Below are 23,226 nucleotides of genomic sequence, written 5' to 3'. Positions count from 1 at the left end.
GTCCATGGCCGCCCGGAAAGTCACCAAGCCTGCCAAGAAGGCAAGATCCAAAGCAGCCAAGACGTCTAAATCGGCCAAGTCTGCCAAATCCAAGACTGCCAAGTCCAAGGCTGCCAAGTCCAAGCCTGCCAAGTCCAAGACGACCAAATCCAAGACTGCCAGATCAAAGGCGGGCAAGAAGGTAACCAAGTCCAAGGCGAGCAGGAAAGCCGCCAAGGCGAAGAAGAGCAAGACGGCGAAGAAAAGCAAGACCGGCGCGTCCAGGACGAAAAAGACCGGCACGGGCAAGATTGCGAAGAAGGCGGGCACGTCGACCAAACCGGCGGCCACGACGCCGCCGGCCGTTCCCACGCCGGCAGTGACACCGCCCACCCCGTCGAATCCGCCCCCGGGCGCGTCGGGCTTCCAGGTCGTTGGCACCAACGCCAATGCGCCATTTTCGCTGAAGCTGCATCGCGGCGACGGCATGACGCTGATTGCGATGAACTGGAAGACCGGCCAGCCGCCGGCGAATTTCGTCGGATTCGCGATCGAGTACCAGGAGCCCGGCGGCAGCGCGTTCTTTGCGTTGAACAACCGGCTTGGCTTTCTCGACGCATCGGGCAACGTCAATCCCCAAAAGCTCTCGACCCTGCAATCGCCGATCCAGAAATTCCGTTGGGTGCATTTCCCTCGTAACGCCGAACTCGTCGGCGACTTCATCTATCGCGTCACGCCGATGTTCATGGATGCGCAAGGCAATCTCAGCAAGGGCGAGCCGCAGCAGGCGCCGATCCAGCTTGCGCGCGAGACCTATCCCGGCATCGCCAATGTCACCTTCACCCGCGGCTTCGTCTCGTCGCAGGCCTTTGTCGACCGCTATTTGGCGCATGGCCCGATCAACACGCTGGTGGCGCCGCTCGCCGCGAAGGGGCTCGACTTCAAGCCGACGCATCCCGACACGCAGGCCGCGCTGGCCTGGATGGGATTTGAGGCGCGCGGCGCGATCCTGCAAACCCTCGATGAGGCGATCGCCGATCATGCCGAGGTCCGCGTCGTCGCCTACGACTTCAATCTGCCCGAAATCCTCGACCGCCTCGTCCAGCTCGGACCGTCGCTCAAGATCATCATCGACGACAGCGACCCGCACGGCGACAGCGATTCCGCAGAAACTGCTGCGGAGAGCCGGCTGGTCGCCTCGGCCGGGCGCCAAAACGTGCTGCGCCAGCATATGGGCAATCTGCAGCACAACAAGACGATCGCGGTGAACGGGCCGACCGTGAAGAAGGTGGTGTTTGGCTCGACCAACCTCTCCTGGCGCGGCTTTTACGTGCAGGCCAACAACGCCCTGGAGGTGACCGGCCAGAAGCCCGTCGATCTCGCCTTCGAAGCATTCGACAGCTACGTCGCCAAGAGCAACAGCGCCGCAGGCTTCGGCGCAACGCCCTCCGCCGACTGGCAGGATCTCGGCCTTCCCGGCATCGACGCCAAGGTGGCGTTCTCGCCGCACAGCGCCGCCAACGCCAAGCTTGACGAGATCGCGGCCGACCTCAAGAGCACGACGTCGTCATTGCTCTACTCGCTCGCCTTTCTATTCCAGACGAACGGCTCCGTGCGTGACGCCATCGAAGACCTCACCAAGGACGGCAATATCTTCGTCTACGGCATATCCGACAAGAAGGTCGGAGGCATCGATGTGCAGGACCCTAACGGAAACGTCACGCCGGTGTTCGCCGCCGAGCTCGGCGCCAACGTGCCGGAACCGTTCAAGTCGGAGCCGACCGGCGGGACTGGCACGCGCATGCATCACAAGTTCACCGTGATCGACTTCGACAAGCCGACAGCGCGGGTCTATCTGGGATCGTACAATTTCTCCAAACCTGCCGATCGTCAGAACGGCGAAAATCTCCTGATCATCAAGGACCGGCGCATCGCCGTGTCCTACATGATCGAGGCGCTCAGCATCTTCGACCACTACACGTTCCGGGTCGCGGTCAAGCAGGCCAAGAACAAAGGCGAGAGGCTGCATCTGGCGCGGCCGCCGGGCCCGGGCGAAAAGGCGTGGTTCGAAGAGGACTTCACCGTCGGACACAAGATCAAGGATCGGCTGCTGTTCTCCTGAAGGGTGACAACGCCCGGAAAATCGCGGGACGGGTCGCGCGAAGCGAACCGCTCCCGCGAACGGCTGCGGCGGCGTCAGGAGCCGCCCAACTGCGAAACATCCGTACACATCACATCTGCGCGCGCCCGATCAATGCCGCCAACATGTCCCGCGCGCGCCGCAACTTGGTCGCATTCCGCCGCCCTTCTGGGAGGCGTGTCTGGGGGCACGGCATGACCGTGTTTCGACCAAACCTTCTAGGGGTATCGCTGTGAAGAAGATTGTAATTGCTTTGGGTGCTACGCTTGCTCTGGTGACGGCTGCGAACGCCGCGGATCTGCCGCGCCGCCAGCCTGTGCCTGTCTATCCGGCCGAGCAGGCACCGATCGGCAAGATGCCGATTGGCAAAAGCCCTGTTGGAAAAGCACCGATTGGCAAGGCGCCCGGCCCGGTCGGTGCGCGCTACTGACGCGCAACGGACCAAGCGCAAAACCTGGCGTAAGCGGCCGACAGTCGAGGGGCATCGCGTGATGAACAAACCTGACCGATCGAGACCCTGCATCCTTGCGGGGGTCGCTTTCGCGGCCATGATCGCGTGTACGGCGCAATCGGCCTCGGCCCACGAAGCGAACAAGCGCATTGCCGATGCCGACGCGCTTGCCACGACCGACTCAACGTCACGACCGGCGCCGCAATCGACGCGACGCTCCGTCGCCCGCGCGGAGAAGGGTCCTTACTACGTCGATTTCCGCGCACGAACGGCCGCGAGCTGGGGCCACGCCTTCGTCTGGTACGGCAAGACCAGCGAGAAGGCGGTCGAAGTCGCCGGCCTCACGCCCGCCGGCGACACGTTGGCCTACGTGCTCGGCCACCTCACCTTTGTTCCCTCGGAGACCGGCGCGAGCTACGGCGATCTCGATCCGGAATATCTGACCGCGAGCTACCGCGTCTATCTGAACGAGGCCGACGCCAGGCGCGTGTTCGCCTACATCAAGAAACTGCAGGCGAACTCGCCGGTCTGGAACGCCGAGACCATGAACTGCACCGGCTTCATCGGCGACATCGCCGAGTTCATGGGCCTCGAGGTCCCCAATCGCTGGCAGCGTCCGGAAAACTTCGTCAATCGCCTCAAGGCCATCAACGGCGGCCGCCAGATGGTGCGTCTGTCGGCGGAGTAGCTCCACCGTCATTGCGAGCGCAGCGAAGCCATCCAGAATCCCTCTGCGGAAATAGTCTGGATTGCTTCGCTGCGCTCGCAACGACGTTGATGCGGGGGTGCCTATGGTTCACCGACCGCGTCCGGCTCGCCCCCCTGCCCGTCGGGCAAAACACCCCGCCAATTCTTCCACCCCGCCTGTCAATCCCAAACCGCCAAAATATTCCACTTTACCGAAATTCTGATTTGCCGTACAAGCGAAACACCCTGGCCCGAGACAAGGGGCGGATCGCGATCGTCACGAGCTGCGGGCCGGGGTGCGATGGACGCGACGGCGTCGGGCGCGAGCAGCATTGCAGGGCGGGACACCGTGAGCAAAGCGCGCTTCGCGCATACGACCCGGCGCCGACAGCGTCTTCGCATGGCTTCGGGGGCGAGCACACGCCACCCCTCGGATTCCCAGCGAGGACGTGCGCGGACGGTCAAGTCGTGTGGTCCTGACGCCCGGGGTCTGTGCGTCAAGTCCTGTGGTGATGTGGCGGCCAACCGGTGCGCGCATCAGTCATCCGCAAGGCGACGGGGGCAATAGTGCATCGCTCCCCGAGGAGAACACGAAGTACGCCGTAAACCATCGCGCAGGGAAGGCCGGGCGTTCGGCTCACCTGTGGTCCACCCCGTGTGCATCTCTTTGCGCACGGACTTACGGGTGCCAGCCGGCGCCCGGCCTTCCCTGCGCCCTTGTCCTTGATGAGGGCAACGCAACGGAGCAAAGCTCGGGCCGAGATGCCGCGAGAGCGCGAAGGCATGTCTTGATTGGACAGAATTGCACATGACCCCCGCGAGCGAAAATCTACGACCGTCACCCTGAGGTGCGCGCTCAGGGGCGCATCGCGGCACCGAGCAAGCCTCGAAGGGCGACAGCCCGGCTTTCGCAGCGTGGCCGCTCATCCTTCGAGGCTCCGCAGGAGATGCGTTGCGTCCCATGCGTCGCACCCCAGGATGACGGAACGAGGAAACGCAATTATCCGCCTCACGGAATCCTCCCCCTGCATGATCGCCCTGCCCCCACCGCACGCCCCGCTGATAGACTTTTGCCACCCCCGGCGGCATCCTGCCGGCATCAACCGATAACAAAGCCTGCGCGACGCCCAGGGGGAGACACATCATGCTGCAGACACGGTTCACGAAACTGGTCGGCGTCGAGCACCCGATCGTCCAGGGCGGCATGCAATGGGTCGGACGCGCCGAGCTGGTCGCCGCCGTTGCCAATGCCGGCGCGCTCGGCTTCATCACCGCGCTGACCCAGCCGACGCCGGAGGATCTGACCAAGGAGATCGCGCGCTGCCGCGACCTCACCGACAAGCCGTTCGGCGTCAATCTCACCATCCTGCCCGCGATCAAGCCGCCGCCTTATGCCGAATATCGCGCCGCCATCATCGAGGCCGGGATCACGGTGGTCGAGACCGCCGGCAACAAGCCGCAGGAGCATGTCGACGAGTTCAGGAAGCATGGCGTCAAGGTCGTGCACAAATGCACCAGCGTCCGCCACGCGCTCTCGGCCGAGCGCATGGGCGTCGACGCCATCTCGATCGACGGCTTCGAATGCGCCGGCCATCCCGGCGAGGACGACACGCCCGGCCTGATCCTGATCCCCGCCGCCGCCAACAAGATCAAGATCCCGATGATCGCCTCCGGGGGCTTTGCCGACGCCCGCGGCCTCGTCGCGGCACTGGCGCTGGGCGCCGAGGGCATCAACATGGGCACGCGCTTCATGGCGACCAAAGAGAGCCCGATCCATCAGCTCATCAAGGAGAAGATCGTCGCCAACGACGAGCGCGAGACCGAGCTGATCTTCCGCACCATGCGCAACACCTCGCGCGTCGCCAAAAATGAAATCTCGACCAAGGTCGTCGCGATGGAGAAGGAGGGCGCGAAGTTCGAGGATATCCGCGAGCTGGTCGCGGGTGCCCGCGGCAAGATGGTGTACGCAACAGGCAATTCCGACGAAGGCATCTGGTCGGCCGGCCAGGTGCAGGGCCTGATCCAGGACATCCCGAGCTGCGCCGAACTGGTCTCCCGCATCGTGCGCGAGGCGGAAGCCATCATCCGCAGCCGGCTCGAAGGCATGATCGTGCAGCCGCAACGCGAAGCCGCGGAGTGATCCTTTCTTTCCGCTCTCCCCGCTTGCGGGGGGAGGCGAACAGCGGCATCGAGCTTCATCTACAAACTCAATTGAGTTCGAGGAAACACATGAAAGCTTACGTCTACGGTCCTGAAGGCGCTCGGATTTCCGACGTCGTTCAACCAAAACCTAAGGGCACGCAAGTGCTCGTCCGCGTCCGCGCCTGCGGGCTCAACCGGGCCGACACCGGCATGCGCAGGGGGCACGCGCACGGCGCGGCCGGCGGCGCCGGCACCGTGCTCGGCATGGAGTGGGCCGGCGAGGTCGCCGAGCTTGGGCCGGACGCCAAGGGCTTGGCGGTCGGCGACCGCATCATGGGCTCGGGCGGCGCTGCGTTTGCCGAGTACACGCTGGCCGATCACGGCCGGCTGTTCCGCGCGCCCTCGAACATGAATTTCGAGGAAGCCGCCACCCTGCCCGTCGCGCTCGCGACCATGCACAACGCCGTCGTCACCGTCGGCGGCGTGCAGGCGGGCCAGAGCGTGCTGATCCAGGGTGCGAGTTCCGGCGTCGGCCTGATGGCGATGCAGATTGCAAGGCTCAAGGGCGCAAGGCTCGTAATCGGCTCCTCGACCGACGCCACCCGCCGCGGCCGGCTGAAGGAGTACGGCGCCGACCTCGCGGTCGACAGCTCGGACCCCAAATGGGTCGACGAGGTCCTGAAGGCGACGAACGGCGAAGGCGTCGACCTCATCGTCGACCAGGTCTCGGGCCAGGTCGCGAACCAGAACCTCGCGGCGACCAGGGTGCTGGGCCGCATCGTCAATGTCGGCCGGCTCGGCGGCACACATGCCGATTTCAACTTCGACCTACATGCGGCGCGCCGCATCGACTATGTCGGCGTCACCTTCCGCACCCGCACCATCGAGGAGGTTCGCGAGATCTTCGAGGAGGTCAGGAAGGACATCTGGGGCGCGGTCGAATCGCGAACGCTTCAGCTGCCGATCGACCGGGTGTTTGCATTCGCCGACATCGACCAGGCGTTCGAGCACATGGAGGCGAACAAGCATCTGGGGAAGATCGTCGTGACGGTGCCGTAGCCGTCGCTCCGGTCGAGGTCTCATAGGGTGGGCAAAGGCGCAGCGCCGTGCCCACCACCTCTCTCGGTCGCGAAAGATACGTGGGCACGCTTCGCTTTGCCCACCCTACGCGCCGGAGCAAGCCTTGAAACGCTCCTGCAAATCACTAGCGACTACGTCCGTGGATCATCACTTGATGTCCCGTCCTATGCTGCTAAATCCCCGCCATGACCTCCCAGCACAACAAAACCTCGGTCGCCGCGATCTCGATCTTCGCCAGCGGCGGCATGGCGGCGGCCAAGTTCGCGGTCGGCATCGCGATCGGCTCGCTCGCCCTGATCTCCGAGGCGCTGCACTCCTCGGTCGACCTGGTCGCGACCATCATCACCTGGGCGGTGGTGCGGGTGTCGGACAAGCCGGCGGACGAGGAGCACCATTACGGCCATGGCAAGCTGGAGAGCGTCTCGGCACTGGGCGTCACAGCCCTGCTCTACGTGCTCGCCGGCGGCATCCTGGTCGAGTCCTACAGCCGGCTGCGCGAGGGAACCCCGCCGCCGACCATCTCGGCAGTGCCCTTCGTGGTGCTGGTGATCGACATCGTCGTCAATCTCTGGCGCGCCCGCGCCCTGCACCGCGCCGCGCGCGAGACCAGGAGCCAGGCGCTCGCCGCCGACGCGCTGCATTTCGCCTCCGACGTGATGGGCTCGTTCGCCGTGATCATCGGCCTGATCCTCGCCGCCCTCGGCTTCTGGTGGGGCGATGCCGCGGCGGCCGCGGCGGTCGCCGTGATGATCGCAGCGCTCGGCCTGCGCATGGCCGGCTCGACCGTGCAGACGCTGGTTGACCGTGCGCCGGAGGGCGCGCAGGAGAAGGCGACGGCCGCGATCCTCAGCGTGCCCGGCGTGATCGACGTCGAGCGGTTGCGGGTGCGCATGGTCGGGGCGACGACGTTCATCGACACCATCGCCAAGGTGCCGCGGACCTACCCGATCGACCGGGTCGAGGAGATCAAGCGCAAGGCGCATGCCGCCGTCGACAAGGCGTTCGGCGATGCCGACCTCTCCTTCACCGCCGTCCCCGTGGCGCGCGACAACGAGACCGTGCGCGACCGCATCATGGTGATCGCGCACAATTCGGGCCTCGCCGTCCACCACGTCACGGTGCACGATCTCGGTGGCAAGCTGATCGTCAGCATCGATCTCGAGGTCGACGCCGGAATGCGGCTCGACTCCGCCCACGATGTGGCCAACACGCTCGAGCGCAAGATCAAGGAGGAGTTCGGCGAGGACGGTGAGGTCGACGTCCATATCGAGCCGTTGGAACCGGAACTTCCGTTCGGGGTCGACGCCACGCCCGAGAGGGTGCGGACCATCGCCGACGCACTGACCGAATATGCCGCCGGCGGCGAGATCCACGACATCCATAATGTGCGCGTCCGCAACACCGACGCCGGCGAGATCGTCAACTTCCACTGCCGCGCCGCGCCGTCGATGAGCGTGATCAAGGTGCACGAGCATGTCGATGCCATCGAGCGTGCGCTGCGGCGCGCGTTCCCCAGCGTGAAGCGCGTGATCAGCCACGCCGAACCGCCGCGCGCGTGACGAGGCAAATGAGACGAAGCAAAAAGACGAAGAACGTGCGACGAGTCACACGTTCCCGTTTCGGACTCCTCGCACGCGTGTGTTTGCGGACTCGCGTTGCGCAAACTGCGCGCTGGATAAGAATAATTTCGCGTTAACGATTCATTGACTCTCGACACCCTGCGAAAACTGGATTCAAATCGCTGTGATTCGGAAGCGATGTGGGGCTGCCTCCGAACTTCAGTTGCAAGCAGGCTTTAGGGGGCCGAAGGCATGTCGCGTGCAGACGCCGCGAACGCGTGCGTCCAATCCGATTCGATCAAGGGATTGGCGCAATCGATCGCGAAACCTGCCTATCATCGGCTCTTGGTTGCAGAGCCGGCGCTTCGTCGCGCCGTGCCGACGCTCATCATCGCCTTCCTGATCACGATCTGCCTCGGCGCGTTCGTGCAGGTCGTCGACCAGACGCGCCAGAAGCGGCTCGTGATCCGGCACGACATCTCGGCGCTCGCCGATCTGCTCGCCGAACGCATCGACCGCCTCACTTCCGGACGACAGGAGCGGCTCCATAACATCGAGAGCCTGCCGGCACTGTTGCCGGAGATGATCCCGTCCTGGGGCACAGCCACGGGCCGCCACGTCATCGTCACCTCGGCCGGCATCGACCGCCGCGTCCTCGCCCGCATCCCGGTCGACAGCAGCCCTTCCGGCAACGACCGCCTGCTCGACGCCATCACGACGGCACAATTGCTCGCGGCGCCGACGCGCGACGGCAACGTCTCCGACATGACGCTGCCGAGCGGCAACGCCGCGATGGCGACCTCACGGCAGATCAAGTCGCTGCCCGGCTTCGTCACCGTGATCCAGGAGCGCAACGAGCCGATCTGGGGCTCGGACGCCGCGCTCTCGGTGACGCTGTCGGCGACAACGGGATTCGTCGTCCTGATCCTGGGCTTCGCCTTCCACTGGCAATCCACCCGCGCCCGCGAAGGCGACCTCATCAACGACGCAGTCCGCGGCCGGATCGACACCGCCCTCAACCGCGGCCGCTGCGGGCTGTGGGACTGGGACCTGTCGCGCGGCCGGATCTTCTGGTCGCAATCGATGTTCTCGATGCTGGGCCTCGACGGCCGCAACGAGCTCCTCACCTTCGGCGAGGTCAACGCGCTGGTGAAGTCCGACGACATCGACCTGTTCGCGATCGCCGACCAGCTCATCTCCGAGAAGATCGACCACATCGACCAGACCTTCCGCATGCAGCACGTCGACGGCCACTGGATCTGGCTTCGCGTCCGCTGCGAGAAGACGCGCGGGGCGACCGATTCCAGCGTGCACCTGATCGGCATCGCCGTCGACATCACCGAGCAGAAGAGCCTGGCCGAAAGGACCGTGGAAGCCGATCTTCGTTTGCGTGACGCGATCGAGACGATTCCGGAAGCCTTCGTGCTGTGGGACGCCAGCGACCGCCTCGTGCTCTGCAACTCGCACTTCCAGCGCCTGCACAAGCTGCCCGACAGCGCCGTGATCCCCGGCACCTCCTACGAGACCGTGCTCGAGGTCGGGCGCATGCCGGAGGTGCGCACCCGCCACAACGAGACCGCTGCCCAGGGCCCCGGCGCCCGGACCTTCGAAGCCCAGCTCGACGACGGCAACTGGCTGCACATCAGTGAACGCCGCACCAAGGACGGCGGCTACGTCTCGGTCGGCACCGACATCACCCGGATCAAGGAGCACGAGCAGAAGCTGGTCGACAACGATCTGCGCCTGCGTGCCACCGTCATCGACCTGAAGCGCTCGCAGGCAGCGCTGGAGCGCCAGACCGTCGAACTCGCCGACCTCGCCGAGAAATACCAGCGCGAGAAGACCCGCGCCGAGGAAGCCAACCAGACCAAGTCGAAGTTCCTCGCCAATATGAGCCACGAGCTGCGCACGCCGTTGAATGCGATCATCGGCTTCTCGGAGATCATGGGCTCGGGCATGTTCGGCGAGCTCGGCAGCGAGAAGTACCAGGAGTACTGCCACGACATCCTGACCAGCGGCCACTACCTGCTCGAGGTCATCAACGACATCCTCGACATGTCCAAGATCGAGGCCGGCCGCATGAAGTTCGATATGGAGGAGCTCGATCTGTCGCAGACGCTGGCGGAGTCGCTGCGCGTCGTCACCGGGCGGGCGCAGGACAAGAACCTCACCCTGGATGCCGACATCGAGACGTCGATCTCGGTGGTCGCCGACCGCCGCGCCACCAAGCAGATCATCGTCAACCTGCTCTCCAACGCGGTGAAATTCACGCCCGACGGCGGACGCATCGTCGTGCGCAGCCGGCAGCTCGACGACCGGATCGTGCTGATGATCGCCGACACCGGCATCGGCATCGCGCCGCATTCGCTGGCACGGCTCGGCCGCCCGTTCGAGCAGGTGGAGAGCCAGCTCACCAAGACCTATCACGGCTCGGGCCTCGGCCTTGCGATCGCCCGCTCGCTGGCCCAGCTCCACGGCGGCTCGATGCGACTACGCTCCAAGCTCGAAGTCGGCACCGTCGTGCGCGTGACCCTGCCGCGCGATGCGATCAAGGCGGCGTCGGGCGTGTCGGCTGCGGCGTGACCGCCGCTAAAGCATGATGAGATCAGGTGCTGCTGCAGCAAGGGAGATGCGCTCCCTCCCCCGCTTGCGGGGGAGGGTTGGGGAGAGGGTATCTCCACAATCGATAGTCCCCAAGAGGAGAGAGCCCTCACCCGGCGCTTTGCGCCGACCTCTCCCGCAAGCGGGAGAGGTGCACCGAGCGCGCGGCCGCTTGATTCAACTCAACCCCATTCCGCTTTACAATTGCAGCGACGGCGCGACTTCGCGCGCGACATTGACCAGCGCGGCGATCAGCGGCGTCATCGGATCGCGCTGCGGGATCACCATGCCGATGCTGTAATTGACGTCGGGATCGGTGATCGGGATCGAGCGCACCGTGTCGGACAGGCCGAGCGTCTCGGCAAGCTTGGCCGGCATCACGCTCGCCCACCGCCCCGTCTTCACATGCGTGAACAGCACCAGCAGGGAGTTCGAGGTCAGTGTCGGCGTCGCCTCCGCGCCGACGGAGCGCAAGGCGCGATCGATGATGCGGCGGTTCTGCATGTCCGGCGTCAGCAGGCACAGCGGCACCTGCCCGACCTCCTTCCATGTCACCGTCTCGCGGTCGCCGAACATCGCATCCGGCGCTGTCAGCAGGCGATAGCTCTCGTTGTAGAGCGGAATGGTGCGCACCTTGCCGATCGGCTCGTTCTCGATATAGGTCAGTCCCGCATCCACCTCGAGATTTTCCAGCAGCCCCAGCACCTCCGACGAGGTCGTTGACCGAATTTTGAAACGCACCTCGGGATGCCGGGCGCGGAACGGCGTGGTCAACGAGGCCACCATGCCGAGCACGGTTGGGATCGCCGCGATGCGGATCTCGCCGGAGAGCTGATGCTTCAGCCCGTTGATCTCGTCGCGCATCGCGCGGGCATCGCCCACGATTCGCCGCGCCCAGTCGAGCGCCCGCTCGCCTTCGGGGGTGAACCCCTGGAAACGGGAGCCGCGTTGGACCAGCATCACACCGAGGATCTCCTCGAGCTGCTTGAGCCCGGTCGACATCGTCGGTTGCGTCACGCCGCAGACCTCCGCCGCGCGTCCGAAATGCCGCTCCTTTGCCAGCGCCAGCAATAGTTCAAGCTTGTCGATCAACCGCTCGTCCTCTCGGATTCCATCCTGGCATGCAAGCTAGCATGCCGGGGCCTGCACCAACACGCAAAAACCGGCAGCCGGTCCAGCAATCATCATAAATTCGTATTGAGCGATTGCATTTGCAAATCGATTGGAATTCGCAATCGCAGCACGGGACGGCTTTATTGATCTTCGAACGATTCCAACTAGTTTGGACCGAGGAAACGCTCAACTTGAGAACGAAGAATGACAGCGAGTTACGAACCTTGGGATGAGACGCGCGGCGCCGAGATCATCGCCGAACATGCCAACCAAGAGGGCGCGACGCTGGTCATCTTGCACGCGCTTCAGCAGGCGCTCGGCTATGTGCCGGAGGCGGCCATTCCCATGGTGGCGCAAGCGCTCAACCTGTCACGCGCCGAAGTTCACGGCGTCTTCACGTTCTATCATGATTTCCGCCACAAGCCGGCCGGCCGCCACGTGCTGAAGCTCTGCCGCGCGGAGGCCTGCCAGGCTGCGGGCGGCGATGCACTGGCTGCGCGCGCCGAAGCAAAGCTCGGCGTGTCGCTCGGCAACACCACGGCCGACGAACGCGTCACGCTGGAGCCGATCTACTGCCTCGGCCTGTGCGCGACCGCACCGTCCGCGATGCTCGACGACCGCCTGATCGGCCGGCTCGATCAGAAGCGCCTCGATGCGTTGATCGTGGAGGCACAGCGATGAGCATGCGTCTGTTCGTCTCACGTGACGCCGGTGCAATCGCGGTCGGCGCCGACGAAGTTGCTCTGGCGCTGGAGCAGGCCGCAGCCAAGCGCGGCGTGGCGATCGAGATCGTCCGGACCGGCTCGCGCGGCATGTACTGGCTGGAACCGCTGGTCGAGGTGGCGACACCGCAGGGCCGGATCGCGTTCGGCCCTGTCACCGAGGCCGACGTGCCGTCCCTGCTCGACGCGCTCTCGAACAACACGCCGCATCTGTTGCGGCTGGGGGCAACCGACGAGATCCCCTGGCTGAAGCGCCAGACCCGCCTCACCTTCGCGCGCTGCGGCGTGATCGACCCGCGCTCGCTCGACGACTACCGCGCCCATGGCGGCTACAAGGGGCTGGAGCGCGCGCTGTCGCTCGGCACGGACGCGATCCTCGACGAAGTCACGGCGTCGGGCTTGCGCGGCCGCGGCGGCGCCGGCTTCCCGACCGGCATCAAGTGGAAGACAGTTGCTCAGGCAAAGGCCGATCGCAAGTTCATCGTCTGCAACGCCGACGAGGGCGACAGCGGCACCTTCGCCGACCGCATGATCATGGAAGGCGATCCCTTCCTGGTGATCGAGGGCATGACCATCGCCGGCCTCACCGTCGGCGCGACCAAGGGCTACATCTACATCCGCAGTGAATATCCGCATGCGGTCCAGGCGATGAATGCCGCGATCCAGGCTGCGAAGCGCGGCGGCTATCTCGGCGACAAGATCGGCGGGTCCACGTACAGCTTCAATCTCGAAGTCCGCGTCGGCGCCGGCGCCTATGTCTGCGGCGAAGAGACCTCGCTGCTGGAAAGCCTCGAAGGCCGTCGCGGCATCGTGCGCGCCAAACCGCCGCTGCCCGCACATCACGGCCTGTTCGGCAAGCCGACCGTCATCAACAACGTGCTGTCCTTCGCCGCCGTCCCCTTCATCCTCGCCGAGGGTGCCAAGGCCTATGCTGATTTCGGCATGGGCCGGTCGCGCGGCACGATGCCGATCCAGCTCGCCGGCAACATCCGCCAGGGTGGCCTGTTCGAGACCGCCTTCGGCGTGACGCTCGGAGAGCTCGTCGACGACATCGGCGGCGGCACGCTGACGGGCCGCCCGGTTCGCGCCGTGCAGGTCGGCGGCCCGCTCGGCGCCTATTTCCCCCGCGCGCTGTTCGACACGCCGTTCGACTACGAGGCCTTCGCCGCGCGCGACGGCCTGATCGGCCATGGCGGCATCGTCGTGTTCGACGACAGCGTCGACATGCGCAGGCAGGCGCGTTTCGCCATGGAGTTCTGCGCGATCGAATCCTGCGGCAAATGCACGCCCTGCCGGATCGGCTCGACCCGCGGCGTCGAGACCATCGAGAAAATCATCAACGGCGAACGCGTGGCCGAAAACCTCGCGCTGGTGGAAGACCTCTGCAACACCATGAAATTCGGTTCGCTCTGCGCGCTCGGAGGCTTCACACCCTACCCTGTACTGAGCGCATTGAAGCACTTCCGGGAGGATTTCATCCCGGCACCGACCACGCTTCAGGCCGCGGAATAGGAGAACGACAATGTCTCTGATCGAAGAGATCGACTTCGGCACACCGCGTTCGAAATCGGAAACGATGGTGACGCTGACCATCGACGGCAATCAAGTCACGGTGCCCGAGGGCACCTCGATCATGCGGGCCGCGATGGACGCGGGCCACCAGATCCCGAAGCTGTGCGCGACCGACATGGTCGATGCGTTCGGCTCCTGCCGGCTCTGCCTGGTCGAGATCGAGGGCCGCGCCGGCACGCCGGCGTCCTGCACCACGCCGGTGATGAACGGCCTCGTCGTGCGCACTCAGACCGAGCGGCTGAAGAAGCTCCGCAAGGGCGTGATGGAGCTCTACATCTCCGACCATCCGCTCGACTGCCTCACCTGCGGCGCCAACGGCGACTGCGAGCTGCAGGACATGGCGGGTGCAGTCGGCCTGCGCGACGTCCGCTACGGCTATGAGGGCGAGAACCACGTCTTCGCCAAATCGGACGGCTGCTCCAACGACAATTGGATGCCGAAGGACGAGTCCAACCCCTACTTCACTTACGATCCCTCCAAGTGCATCGTCTGCTCGCGCTGCGTCCGCGCATGCGAGGAGGTGCAAGGCACCTTCGCGCTGACGATCTCCGGCCGCGGCTTCGACAGCCGTGTTTCGCCCGGCATGAGCGAGAGCTTTCTCGGCTCCGAATGCGTCTCCTGCGGCGCCTGCGTGCAGGCCTGCCCGACCGCGACACTGACCGAAAAGTCTGTGATCGAGATCGGCCAGCCCGAGCACTCCGTCGTCACCACCTGCGCCTATTGCGGCGTCGGCTGCGCTTTCAAGGCCGAGATGCGCGGCGAGGAAGTCGTGCGCATGGTGCCTTACAAGGACGGCAAGGCCAATCGCGGCCACTCCTGCGTCAAGGGCCGTTTCGCCTGGGGCTACACCAACCACAAGGAGCGCATCCTCAATCCGATGATCCGCGAGCGCATCGAGGATCCCTGGCGCGAGGTGTCGTGGGACGAGGCGTTCTCGTTTGCCGCCACCAGGATGCGCGGCATCCAGGCGAAGTACGGGCGTGATGCCATCGGCGGCATTACTTCATCCCGCTGCACCAACGAAGAGACCTATCTGGTGCAGAAGCTGATCCGTGGCGGCTTCGGCAACAACAATGTCGACACCTGTGCCCGCGTCTGCCATTCGCCGACAGGCTATGGCCTGTCGCAGACCTTCGGCACCTCGGCGGGCACGCAGGACTTCGACTCGGTCGAGGACACCGACGTGGTCGTGATCATCGGCGCCAACCCTGCCGCGGCGCACCCTGTGTTCGCCTCGCGCCTGAAGAAGCGGCTGCGCCAGGGCGCAAAACTGATCGTGGTCGATCCACGCCGCACCGAGATGGTGGAATCGCCGCATGTGAAGGCGCTGCATCTGCCCCTGATGCCCGGTACCAACGTCGCCGTCGTCACCGCGCTGGCGCATGTCATCGTCACAGAGGGCCTTGCCAATGAAGCCTTCATTCGCGAGCGCTGCGACTGGAGCGAGTTCGAGGAATGGGCCGCCTTCGTCGCCCAGCCCAAGCACAGCCCGGAAGCCACCGCGATCCTCACCGGCGTCGATCCGAAGGTGTTACGGGAAGCCGCCCGCGCCTATGCTACCGGCGGTAACGGCGCGATCTATTACGGCCTCGGCGTCACCGAGCACAGCCAGGGCTCGACCACAGTGATCGCGATCGCCAACCTCGCGATGGTGACTGGGAACATCGGCCGCTCCGGCGTCGGCGTGAACCCGCTGCGCGGCCAGAACAACGTGCAGGGTTCCTGCGACATGGGCTCGTTCCCCCACGAGCTGCCAGGCTACCGCCATATCTCGGGCGAAGCCGTGCGTGACCAATTCGAGGCACTCTGGAACGTCAAGCTCAACCCCGAGCCGGGCTTGCGCATTCCCAATATGTTCGATGCCGCGATCGAAGGCACGTTCATGGGCATCTATGTGCAGGGCGAGGACATCCTTCAGTCCGATCCCAACACCAAGCATGTGGTGGCAGCGCTGTCGGCGATGGAATGTGTCATCGTCCACGACCTCTTCCTGAACGAGACCGCGAACTACGCCCACGTCTTCCTGCCCGGCTCGAGCTTCCTCGAAAAGGACGGCACCTTCACCAACGCCGAGCGACGTATCCAGCGCGTCCGCAAGGTGATGACGCCGAAGAACGGCATGGCCGATTGGGAGGTCACTATTGCGCTCGCTAAGGCGATGGGCTTCGAGATGGACTACAGCCACCCTTCCGAGATCATGGACGAGATCGCGGCGCTGACGCCGACCTTCACGGGCGTTTCCTACGCCAAGCTCGACGAACTCGGCTCGGTGCAGTGGCCCTGCAACGAGAAGGCGCCGGAGGGCACGCCGGTGATGCATATCGGCGGCTTCGTCCGCGGCAAGGGCAAGTTCATCGTCACCGAATATGTCGCGACCGACGAGCGAACCGGCCCCCGCTTCCCGCTGCTGCTCACCACCGGCCGCATCCTAAGCCAGTACAATGTCGGCGCGCAGACGCGGCGCACCGAGAACGTGGTCTGGCATGCCGAGGATCGGCTGGAAATCCATCCGCACGACGCCGAGCTGCGCGGCGTGCGCGACGGCGACTGGGTGCGGCTGCAGAGCCGCGCCGGCGAGACCACGCTGCGCGCGGAGATCACCGACCGCGTGTCGCCGGGCGTCGTCTACACCACGTTCCACCACCCGGACACACAGGCCAACGTCATCACGACAGACTATTCGGACTGGGCCACCAACTGCCCCGAATACAAGGTGACGGCGGTGCAGATCTCGCCGTCGAACGGTCCGTCCGACTGGCAGAAGGCTTACGACGCGCAGGCGCGGCAGTCCCGCCGCATCGCGCCGGCCGAGGCCGCGGAGTAGCCGCATGCATGTGCCGGTCCAGGCCATCGACCGAGAAACCTGGCGCGACGGCGTCGCGTCGGAGGGCGTGCGGCTGATCCCGGAGGAGACGCCGCTGGCGCTGACTTACAATGGCGGCACCTATGCCGTCATGATGGGGACGCCGCAGAACCTGGAAGATTTTGCCGTCGGATTCAGTCTGGACGAAGGCATCATCAAGTCGGTCGACGACATCAAGTCGCTCGACGTCGTTCGCCTCGACGACGGCATCGAGCTCAGGATGTGGTTGACGACGGAAGATGCCGCGCGCATCAGCGAGCGCCGCCGCCACGTCGCGGGACCCACCGGCTGCGGCATCTGCGGTATCGAGTCCATTGCCGAGGCCGTACGGCCCGCAGCGGTCGTGCCGCGCGGCCAGACCTTCACACCGCAAGACATCATGGCGGCGATGCAGGCGATCGCGCCGCTGCAATCGATCAATCTGCAGACCCGCGCGGTTCACGCCGCCGCGTTCTGGTCCCCAGCCGGCCACATCGTCGCGCTGCGCGAGGATGTCGGCCGCCACAATGCGCTGGACAAGCTCGCCGGCGCGCTGGCGCGCGGCCGCACCGATACGCGCGGCGGCATGGTGCTGCTGACGAGCCGCGTTTCGGTCGAGATGGTGCAGAAGGCGGCCGCGATCGGCGCACCGGTGATGGTCGCGGTGTCCGCACCGACCGCGCTTGCGGTGCGTACGGCGGAAGCCGCCGGCATCACGCTGATCGCGATCGCCCGGCAGGACGGATTCGAGATATTTACGCATGGTGGCCGGATCGCCGCCCGCCATGCCACGGAGGTTGCCGATGTCGCCTGACCGTCTGATCTACATGGCCAACCAGATCGGCACGTTCTTCCGCAGCCAGGGCCACGGCAAGGCCGTGCCGGGAATTGCCGAACACATCAAGAAGTTCTGGGATCCCCGGATGAAGCGCGCAATTTTCGCCCATCTCGACGCCGGCGGCGCGGGGCTCGAGCCGGACGTGCGCGAGGCGCTCACCTCGTTGAAGGCGGCGTCCCTTCCAGCAGCGCCCTGAACACGCGCCGCACCTCGCCCTGCGTCTCCTTCACGCGCGCTTCCAGCGACGAGAAGTCCGGCGCATCGCCGGCGCGCGCCATCACGCGCTGCAGGTCGGCGCCGGCGGTTTCCGGCTTGAAGCGATCGCTGACGCACAACCGCAGGATCTGCGTGAGGTCGTGATAGAGCCGTGCGGCCGCACGCAAGATTTCGGTCTCCGATTGCGCAAGGACGCCGAGCCTGGCGGCGTTGTCGAGCACCTGCACCGTGCTGACGTCGAGAATTTCCGGCTTATCGTGCGCGTGCACGAGCTGGAGATATTGAGCGATGAAGTCGATGTCGACCATGCCGCCGGCAGCGTATTTGAGATCCCAGCAATCGGCCTCGCCCTTCTCCTGGGCGATCGCGCGCCGCATGTCGGCGACGTCGTTGGCGGTGATTCCGGAATCGCGGTGACGGGTCAGGACATCGCGGATCACGCGCTCGATCCGCATCCGGAATTCCGGCGAAGCCGACACCACGCGGGCGCGCGTGAGCGCCATGTGCTCCCAGGTCCAGGCCTCGTTGGCCTGATAATCCGCGAACGAGACAAGGCTCGAGGCGACGGGACCGGCGCGCCCTGAGGGACGCAGCCGCATGTCGATCTCGTAGAGCACGCCGTAATTGGTGCGGGTCGTGAAGGCGCTGATCAGGCGCTGGGTGAAGCGGGCGAAATAATGCGCGCCGTGAAGCGATTTCGGCCCGTCGGAGTCCGGATGGTCGCCATCGAAATCGTAGAGCAGGATCAAGTCGAGATCGGACGAGGCCGTCATCTCGCGGCTGCCGAGCCGGCCCATCGCGATGATCGCGGTCTCCTGTCCCCTGATCCGGCCGTGCTGCGCGGCGAAGCGGTCGGCGACGAGGCCGTGCACGGTGTGGACGATGCCCTCGGCGACATCGGCGAAGGCGGTGCTCGCCTGCTGCGCCGAGACGGTGCCGGAAAGGATCCGCGTGCCGATCAGGAACAGGCTCTCCTGCCCGAACAGGCGCAGGCGGTCGAGGAACTCTTCGTAAGAACCGGCGTCCTGCACGGTCGCGGCCAACCGTCCCGACAATTCCTGCCGGTCCGGCATCGCGCCGAAGAAGCGCGGATCGATCAGGCCGTCCATCAGCTGTGGCTGCCGCGCAAGCATCTCGCCGAGCCGCGGCGCGGCACCCAGCACCAGCGCCACCAGCGCGACGAGGTCGCGGTTCTGGCCGAGCAGCGTGAACAGCCGGCCGCCGCGCTGCAGCGCCCCGAGGAAATCATCGAACGCCACGACGGCGCGATCGGGCTCTTCGGCATGGGCGAGGCCGTCGATCAGGGCCGGAACGAACTCGACGAAGGCGCTGCGCGTCGCCTCATTGCGGAATACGCGATAGTCGCCCGTGATCCAGCCGCGCACGGTTTGCGCGACGGCGGCGGGCTTCTTGAAGCCGAGCGTTGCGAGGTGCTGGAGCAGGCGCGGATCGTCGGGACCCGCACTGTAGTCGAGCGCCGGCAACTTGGCCGTGCCGGTCGGATCGTCGCCCTCGAACAGTTTTTCGTAGTGCCCCTGCACGATCTCGAGCTGTCGCAGCAGGTCGCTCGCAAAGGCTTCGCGATCCGGATAGCCGAAGAAGCGCGCGAAACGCGCGACGGCGTCCTTGTCTTCGGGCAGCGCGTGGGTCTGCTCGTCGGCGATCATCTGGAGGCGATGCTCGACCCGGCGCAGGAATTCATACGCAACGGTCAGCTCGTTGCGCGCCGTAGCAGTGATCCAGTTGCTGGCAGCGAGAATGTCGAGCGCCTTCAGCGTCGGGCGCACCCGCAATTCGGGATGGCGGCCGCCGGCGATCAATTGCTGGGTCTGGGCGAAGAACTCGATCTCGCGGATCCCGCCGCGGCCGACCTTGACGTTGTGCCCCTCCACCGCGACCTCGCTCTGGCCGCGATAGGTCTGCATCTGCCGCTTCATGTCGTGGACGTCGGCGAGCGCGGCGAAGTCGAGATGCTTGCGCCAGACGAAGGGCGCGATCTCGGCAAGCAAAGCTTCGCCCGCTCTGGCGTCGCCGGCGCAGGCCCGCGCCTTGATCATCGCGGCGCGCTCCCAGGTGCGCCCTTCCCGCTCATAGTAGTTCAGCGCGGCGTCCCGGGAGATCGCCACCTGCGTCGAGGACGGATCGGGCCGCAGGCGCAGATCGACGCGGAACACATAGCCGTCATAGGTGCGCTGCTGCAGGATCCGCGCCATGCCCTGCGTGACCCGGACGAAGAACGGCTGCGGCTCGATGTCCGCCGCCAGCGTCGTCGCATCGGGATCGAAGAACACGATGAGGTCGATATCGCTGGAATAGTTCAGCTCGCCCGCGCCCATCTTGCCCATGGCGAGCACGATCAGCCCGCAGCCCTCTTCGGGCGCCTCGGGATTGGGGGGCGAGAGCTTGCCACGTGCGGCTTCCTGCCGCAGCAGATATTGGAGAGCCGCCTGCACCGAGGACACCGCGACATCGGTCAGCGCCGCCGTCACCCGCATCACCGGCCAGACCCCGCCGATGTCGCACAGAGCGGTGAGAAGCGCCGCCTCGGCCTTCATGCGGCGGAGCAGCCGCATCACCTCGGCTTCGTCCGTCGCGGCCAGTATCCCGCTCCTCGCGTCCGCGATCAACGCAGGCAGATGCGTATCCGGATCGCATTCGAGCAGCCGGATCAGGCGCAGCGGCTCAGTGCGCACCAGATCGAACAAATAAGGCGAGAATTCCGCGATGCCGGTCAGGATATCCCGCGCGAAGGGATGAGCCAGCAACGCTTCGAGACGGGCCAATTGCGCCGGCTCGAGCTCGGCCAGCCAATTGTCAAAACGTCGTTCGTCGGTTGTGGAAGCGGCAACATGGGGAGCCTCCGCGAAGCGCGCGGCGAGGCTCTCACCATGCTTGTCCGCGTTTCCCGGCGCGGAGTGGTTCATGCCACCTTCTGTGGCACATCCGGTATTGGCGGAGCAACCCTGTCGCCGGCCCCGGCGCGCGCGGGCAGCACCAGCGTGGCGACGAGACCGGGCTGGGCATCGCCCAGCTTCAACTCACCGCCATGCAATGTCGCAACCGCAGAGGCGAGGCTGAGACCGAGGCCGGAGCCAGGCAGCGTGCGGCTTGCTTCCAGCCTCACGAATCGTTCGACGGCATGCGCGCGGTCGCCCTCGGGGATGCCGGGGCCGCGATCGGTGACGCTGAGCAGCACCTTGTCGCCGTCGCGCCTGGCTTCGATCGTGATCTGGCGAGCGTCCATGCTGACCACGGTTCCGCCGGTCTGTGCCACCGGCTTGCCGTATTTGATCGCATTCTCGACCAGATTGGCGAGCGCCTGGCTGACCAATTCGCGATTGGCGTGAACCGGCGTCGGCTCGGCCTTGACCTTCAACGTCATGCCGTCGTCCTCGGCGAGCGGCTCATAGAGCTCGTGGATGCCACCCGCAACCTCGGCCGCGTCGAAATCATCCATGTTGCCGCGCGCCTGTCCGGACTCGGCGCGCGCGATCATCAGCAGCGCGTTGAAGGTGCGGATCAGACCGTCGGATTCCTCGATGGTGCGTTCCAGCGCCGCGCGGTAATCGGCTTCGCAGCCCGATTTCGCCAGCGCCTCCTCGGCGCGGTTGCGCAGGCGCGTCAGCGGCGTCTTGAGATCGTGGGCGATGTTGTCGGAGACCTCCTTCAAGCCAGCCATCAGCGCCTCGATCCGCTCCAGCATGGCATTGAGGTTCTCGGCGAGGCGGTCGAGCTCGTCACCGCTACGCCCCACCGGAAGACGCCCGCTGAGATCACCGGTCATGATGCGCTGCGCGGTCCCGGTCATGGCGTCGATGCGCCGGAGCACGCGGCGCGCGACGAAGATGCCGCCGCCGAGACCGAGCACCACGACGATCAGGATCGACCATTGCGCCGCCTTGGCAACGATGCCGAACAGGCGACGCCGCTCCGCGAGGTCGCGGCCGATCAGCAGCCGGAAGCCGTTTTCCAGTTCGGTGACACGCACCAGCGCACGATGGTCGCGGTCGTCGGCGTCCTCGATGCGCCGGTAGGCGGTTTCCGACCAGCCGCGCGTGGCCATCACGCCCGGCGCGAGCGAGCCGACATTGCCGGCGATCGCCTGTCCGGTCGGCGTGGTCACCAGATAAAGGTTGGCGCCCGGCCGCAGCGCCCGATACTCGATCGCCAGCACGAGGCCGCGCAGGCCACGGCGGCCGTAGATCTCGGAAATCTCCGAGGTCTCGGCATTGACCGTCTGGGTGATTTCCTCGGTGATCAACCGCCGCGTGTTCCAGGCGAAATAGGCCAGCAGCGAGGCCGCGAACATCGCGAACAGCAGCAGATAGACCAGCGTCAGCCGGAACGCCGTGGTGCGGAAGAGTTTACCGAATGCCGTCACGGATCATGTACCCCGCGCCGCGAATCGTGTGCAGCAGCGGCCGCTCAAAACCCTTGTCGATCTTGGAGCGCAGCCGCGAGATGTGCACGTCGATCACATTGGTCTGCGGATCGAAATGATAGTCCCAGACGTTCTCGAGCAGCATGGTGCGCGTCACCACCTGGCCGGCATGCTTCATCAGATATTCGAGCAGGCGGAATTCGCGCGGCTGCAGCGTCAGCTCGTCCTTGCCGCGGGCGACGCGGTGCGAGAGCCGGTCGAGCTCGAGATCGCCGACGCGGTAGAGCGTGTCCTCGGCCGGTCCGCCGCGGCGCCGCGACAGCACCTCGACCCGGGCCAGGAGTTCGGCGAAGGAATAAGGTTTCGGCAGATAGTCGTCGCCGCCGGCGCGCAGGCCCTTGATGCGGTCATCGACCTGCCCGAGCGCGGAGAGAATCAGCACCGGCGTGGTGTTGCCCTGGTCGCGTAGCGCGCCGATCAGCGACAGGCCGTCGCGCTTGGGCAGCATGCGGTCGACCACCAGCACGTCGTAATCGCCGTTTTCGGCCATGGCGAGGCCTTCCTCGCCGTCGGCGGCGTGGTCGGCAATGTGTCCGACTTCGCGAAATGCCTTCACGAGGTAATCGGCGGATTCGCGGTCGTCTTCAATGATGAGGAGGCGCATCGTGCGTTCGGCGGCGGTCAAGGAGGTCAACCTTCTCTAAACATGGCGCGAGCGGCAATCGCATGCAAGCCGAGTGCGAGACTCGGGCATCGAGAAAAAGGGCGGGCGGTGAAGCTGGGGGGACTTCACCGCCCTAGGCCTTCCGACGGAGGGGGGCGTAATTCCACCGGAAGGTAGACAGGGGAAGCGAACGTTGCGTTGCTTCCCCGAAGGGCGCCGCCGGCGGGGGCGACTGATGC

16 protein-coding genes are annotated in these 23,226 nt (G+C 65.7%); 12 read left to right on the top strand and 4 right to left on the bottom strand.

Annotated elements, in window-relative coordinates; all coding sequences use genetic code 11:
• Nucleotides 1-4: 4 nt before the first annotated feature.
• The 7 genes from CIT40_RS12020 to CIT40_RS11990 all read left to right on the top strand — a co-directional run bounded on the left by CIT40_RS12020 (nucleotide 5) and on the right by CIT40_RS11990 (nucleotide 10,621).
• Entirely contained in the window at nucleotides 5-2,101 is a 2,097-nt protein-coding gene (locus CIT40_RS12020) for a phospholipase D-like domain-containing protein (RefSeq protein ID WP_244611955.1), read from the top strand.
• A gap of 250 nt (nucleotides 2,102-2,351) precedes the next feature.
• Complete coding sequence (locus CIT40_RS12015; RefSeq protein WP_244611954.1) at nucleotides 2,352-2,549, top strand: hypothetical protein; 198 nt, start codon at nucleotides 2,352-2,354, stop codon at nucleotides 2,547-2,549.
• A gap of 58 nt (nucleotides 2,550-2,607) precedes the next feature.
• Entirely contained in the window at nucleotides 2,608-3,258 is a 651-nt protein-coding gene (locus CIT40_RS12010; protein ID WP_094896147.1) for a hypothetical protein, read from the top strand.
• A gap of 1,143 nt (nucleotides 3,259-4,401) precedes the next feature.
• Nucleotides 4,402-5,397 carry an NAD(P)H-dependent flavin oxidoreductase gene (locus tag CIT40_RS12005; RefSeq protein WP_094896145.1) on the top strand — a complete coding sequence of 332 codons (996 nt, stop codon included), beginning with the start codon at nucleotides 4,402-4,404 and terminating at the stop codon, nucleotides 5,395-5,397.
• Between the two features lie 89 nt (nucleotides 5,398-5,486).
• The gene (locus tag CIT40_RS12000; protein ID WP_094896144.1) at nucleotides 5,487-6,458 is read left to right on the top strand and encodes a quinone oxidoreductase family protein; all 972 of its coding nucleotides are present in this window, start codon (nucleotides 5,487-5,489) and stop codon (nucleotides 6,456-6,458) included.
• Between the two features lie 206 nt (nucleotides 6,459-6,664).
• Nucleotides 6,665-8,038 (top strand): cation-efflux pump, encoded by a 1,374-nt coding sequence (locus CIT40_RS11995; RefSeq protein WP_094896143.1) that lies wholly within the window; start codon nucleotides 6,665-6,667, stop codon nucleotides 8,036-8,038.
• Nucleotides 8,039-8,290: 252 nt separating this feature from the next.
• Nucleotides 8,291-10,621 (top strand): PAS domain-containing sensor histidine kinase, encoded by a 2,331-nt coding sequence (locus tag CIT40_RS11990; RefSeq protein ID WP_094896142.1) that lies wholly within the window; start codon nucleotides 8,291-8,293, stop codon nucleotides 10,619-10,621.
• A 216-nt stretch (nucleotides 10,622-10,837) separates the two neighbouring features.
• Here the strand turns inward: CIT40_RS11990 and CIT40_RS11985 are convergent, their stop codons facing one another.
• Nucleotides 10,838-11,731, bottom strand: coding sequence for a LysR family transcriptional regulator (locus CIT40_RS11985; protein WP_094896141.1), 894 nt, complete (start codon nucleotides 11,729-11,731; stop codon nucleotides 10,838-10,840).
• Nucleotides 11,732-11,956: 225 nt separating this feature from the next.
• Between CIT40_RS11985 and CIT40_RS11980 the strand changes: the two genes are divergently transcribed.
• Genes CIT40_RS11980 through CIT40_RS11960 form a run of 5 tightly spaced genes read left to right on the top strand, consistent with a single transcriptional unit; the run spans nucleotide 11,957 to nucleotide 17,922 of the window.
• Nucleotides 11,957-12,433, top strand: a complete 477-nt coding sequence (locus tag CIT40_RS11980; protein ID WP_094896140.1) for a formate dehydrogenase subunit gamma — start codon at nucleotides 11,957-11,959, stop codon at nucleotides 12,431-12,433.
• On the top strand, nucleotides 12,430-13,986 hold the full coding sequence (locus CIT40_RS11975) for a formate dehydrogenase beta subunit (protein ID WP_094896139.1): 1,557 nt from the start codon (nucleotides 12,430-12,432) through the stop codon (nucleotides 13,984-13,986). The genes CIT40_RS11980 and CIT40_RS11975 overlap by 4 nt, the downstream gene beginning before the upstream one ends.
• Nucleotides 13,987-13,996: 10 nt before the next feature.
• Nucleotides 13,997-16,870, top strand: coding sequence for a formate dehydrogenase subunit alpha (gene fdhF / locus CIT40_RS11970; RefSeq protein WP_094896138.1), 2,874 nt, complete (start codon nucleotides 13,997-13,999; stop codon nucleotides 16,868-16,870).
• Between the two features lie 4 nt (nucleotides 16,871-16,874).
• Nucleotides 16,875-17,702, top strand: coding sequence for a formate dehydrogenase accessory sulfurtransferase FdhD (fdhD, locus tag CIT40_RS11965; RefSeq protein ID WP_094896137.1), 828 nt, complete (start codon nucleotides 16,875-16,877; stop codon nucleotides 17,700-17,702).
• Entirely contained in the window at nucleotides 17,692-17,922 is a 231-nt protein-coding gene (locus tag CIT40_RS11960) for a formate dehydrogenase subunit delta (protein ID WP_162307457.1), read from the top strand. The genes fdhD and CIT40_RS11960 overlap by 11 nt, the downstream gene beginning before the upstream one ends.
• Here the strand turns inward: CIT40_RS11960 and CIT40_RS11955 are convergent.
• From CIT40_RS11955 to CIT40_RS11945, 3 genes are read right to left on the bottom strand one after another with little or no spacing between them, the layout of a single operon-like run.
• On the bottom strand, nucleotides 17,882-20,866 hold the full coding sequence (locus CIT40_RS11955) for a bifunctional [glutamine synthetase] adenylyltransferase/[glutamine synthetase]-adenylyl-L-tyrosine phosphorylase (protein WP_094896135.1): 2,985 nt from the start codon (nucleotides 20,864-20,866) through the stop codon (nucleotides 17,882-17,884). The two genes, CIT40_RS11960 and CIT40_RS11955, sit on opposite strands and share 41 nt — an antisense overlap.
• Nucleotides 20,863-22,323, bottom strand: coding sequence for a sensor histidine kinase (locus CIT40_RS11950; RefSeq protein WP_094896134.1), 1,461 nt, complete (start codon nucleotides 22,321-22,323; stop codon nucleotides 20,863-20,865). Before CIT40_RS11950 ends, CIT40_RS11955 begins: the two co-directional genes overlap by 4 nt.
• The gene (locus CIT40_RS11945) at nucleotides 22,307-22,987 is read right to left on the bottom strand and encodes a response regulator transcription factor (protein WP_094896316.1); all 681 of its coding nucleotides are present in this window, start codon (nucleotides 22,985-22,987) and stop codon (nucleotides 22,307-22,309) included. The genes CIT40_RS11950 and CIT40_RS11945 overlap by 17 nt, the downstream gene beginning before the upstream one ends.
• Between the last annotated feature and the right edge of the window lie 239 nt (nucleotides 22,988-23,226).

Origin of the sequence: Bradyrhizobium amphicarpaeae (assembly GCF_002266435.3) — a bacterium.
GTDB lineage: Bacteria > Pseudomonadota > Alphaproteobacteria > Rhizobiales > Xanthobacteraceae > Bradyrhizobium > Bradyrhizobium amphicarpaeae.
The sequence above is the reverse complement of the archived record's forward strand: the minus strand, read 5'-3'. Positions and strand labels throughout refer to the sequence as shown.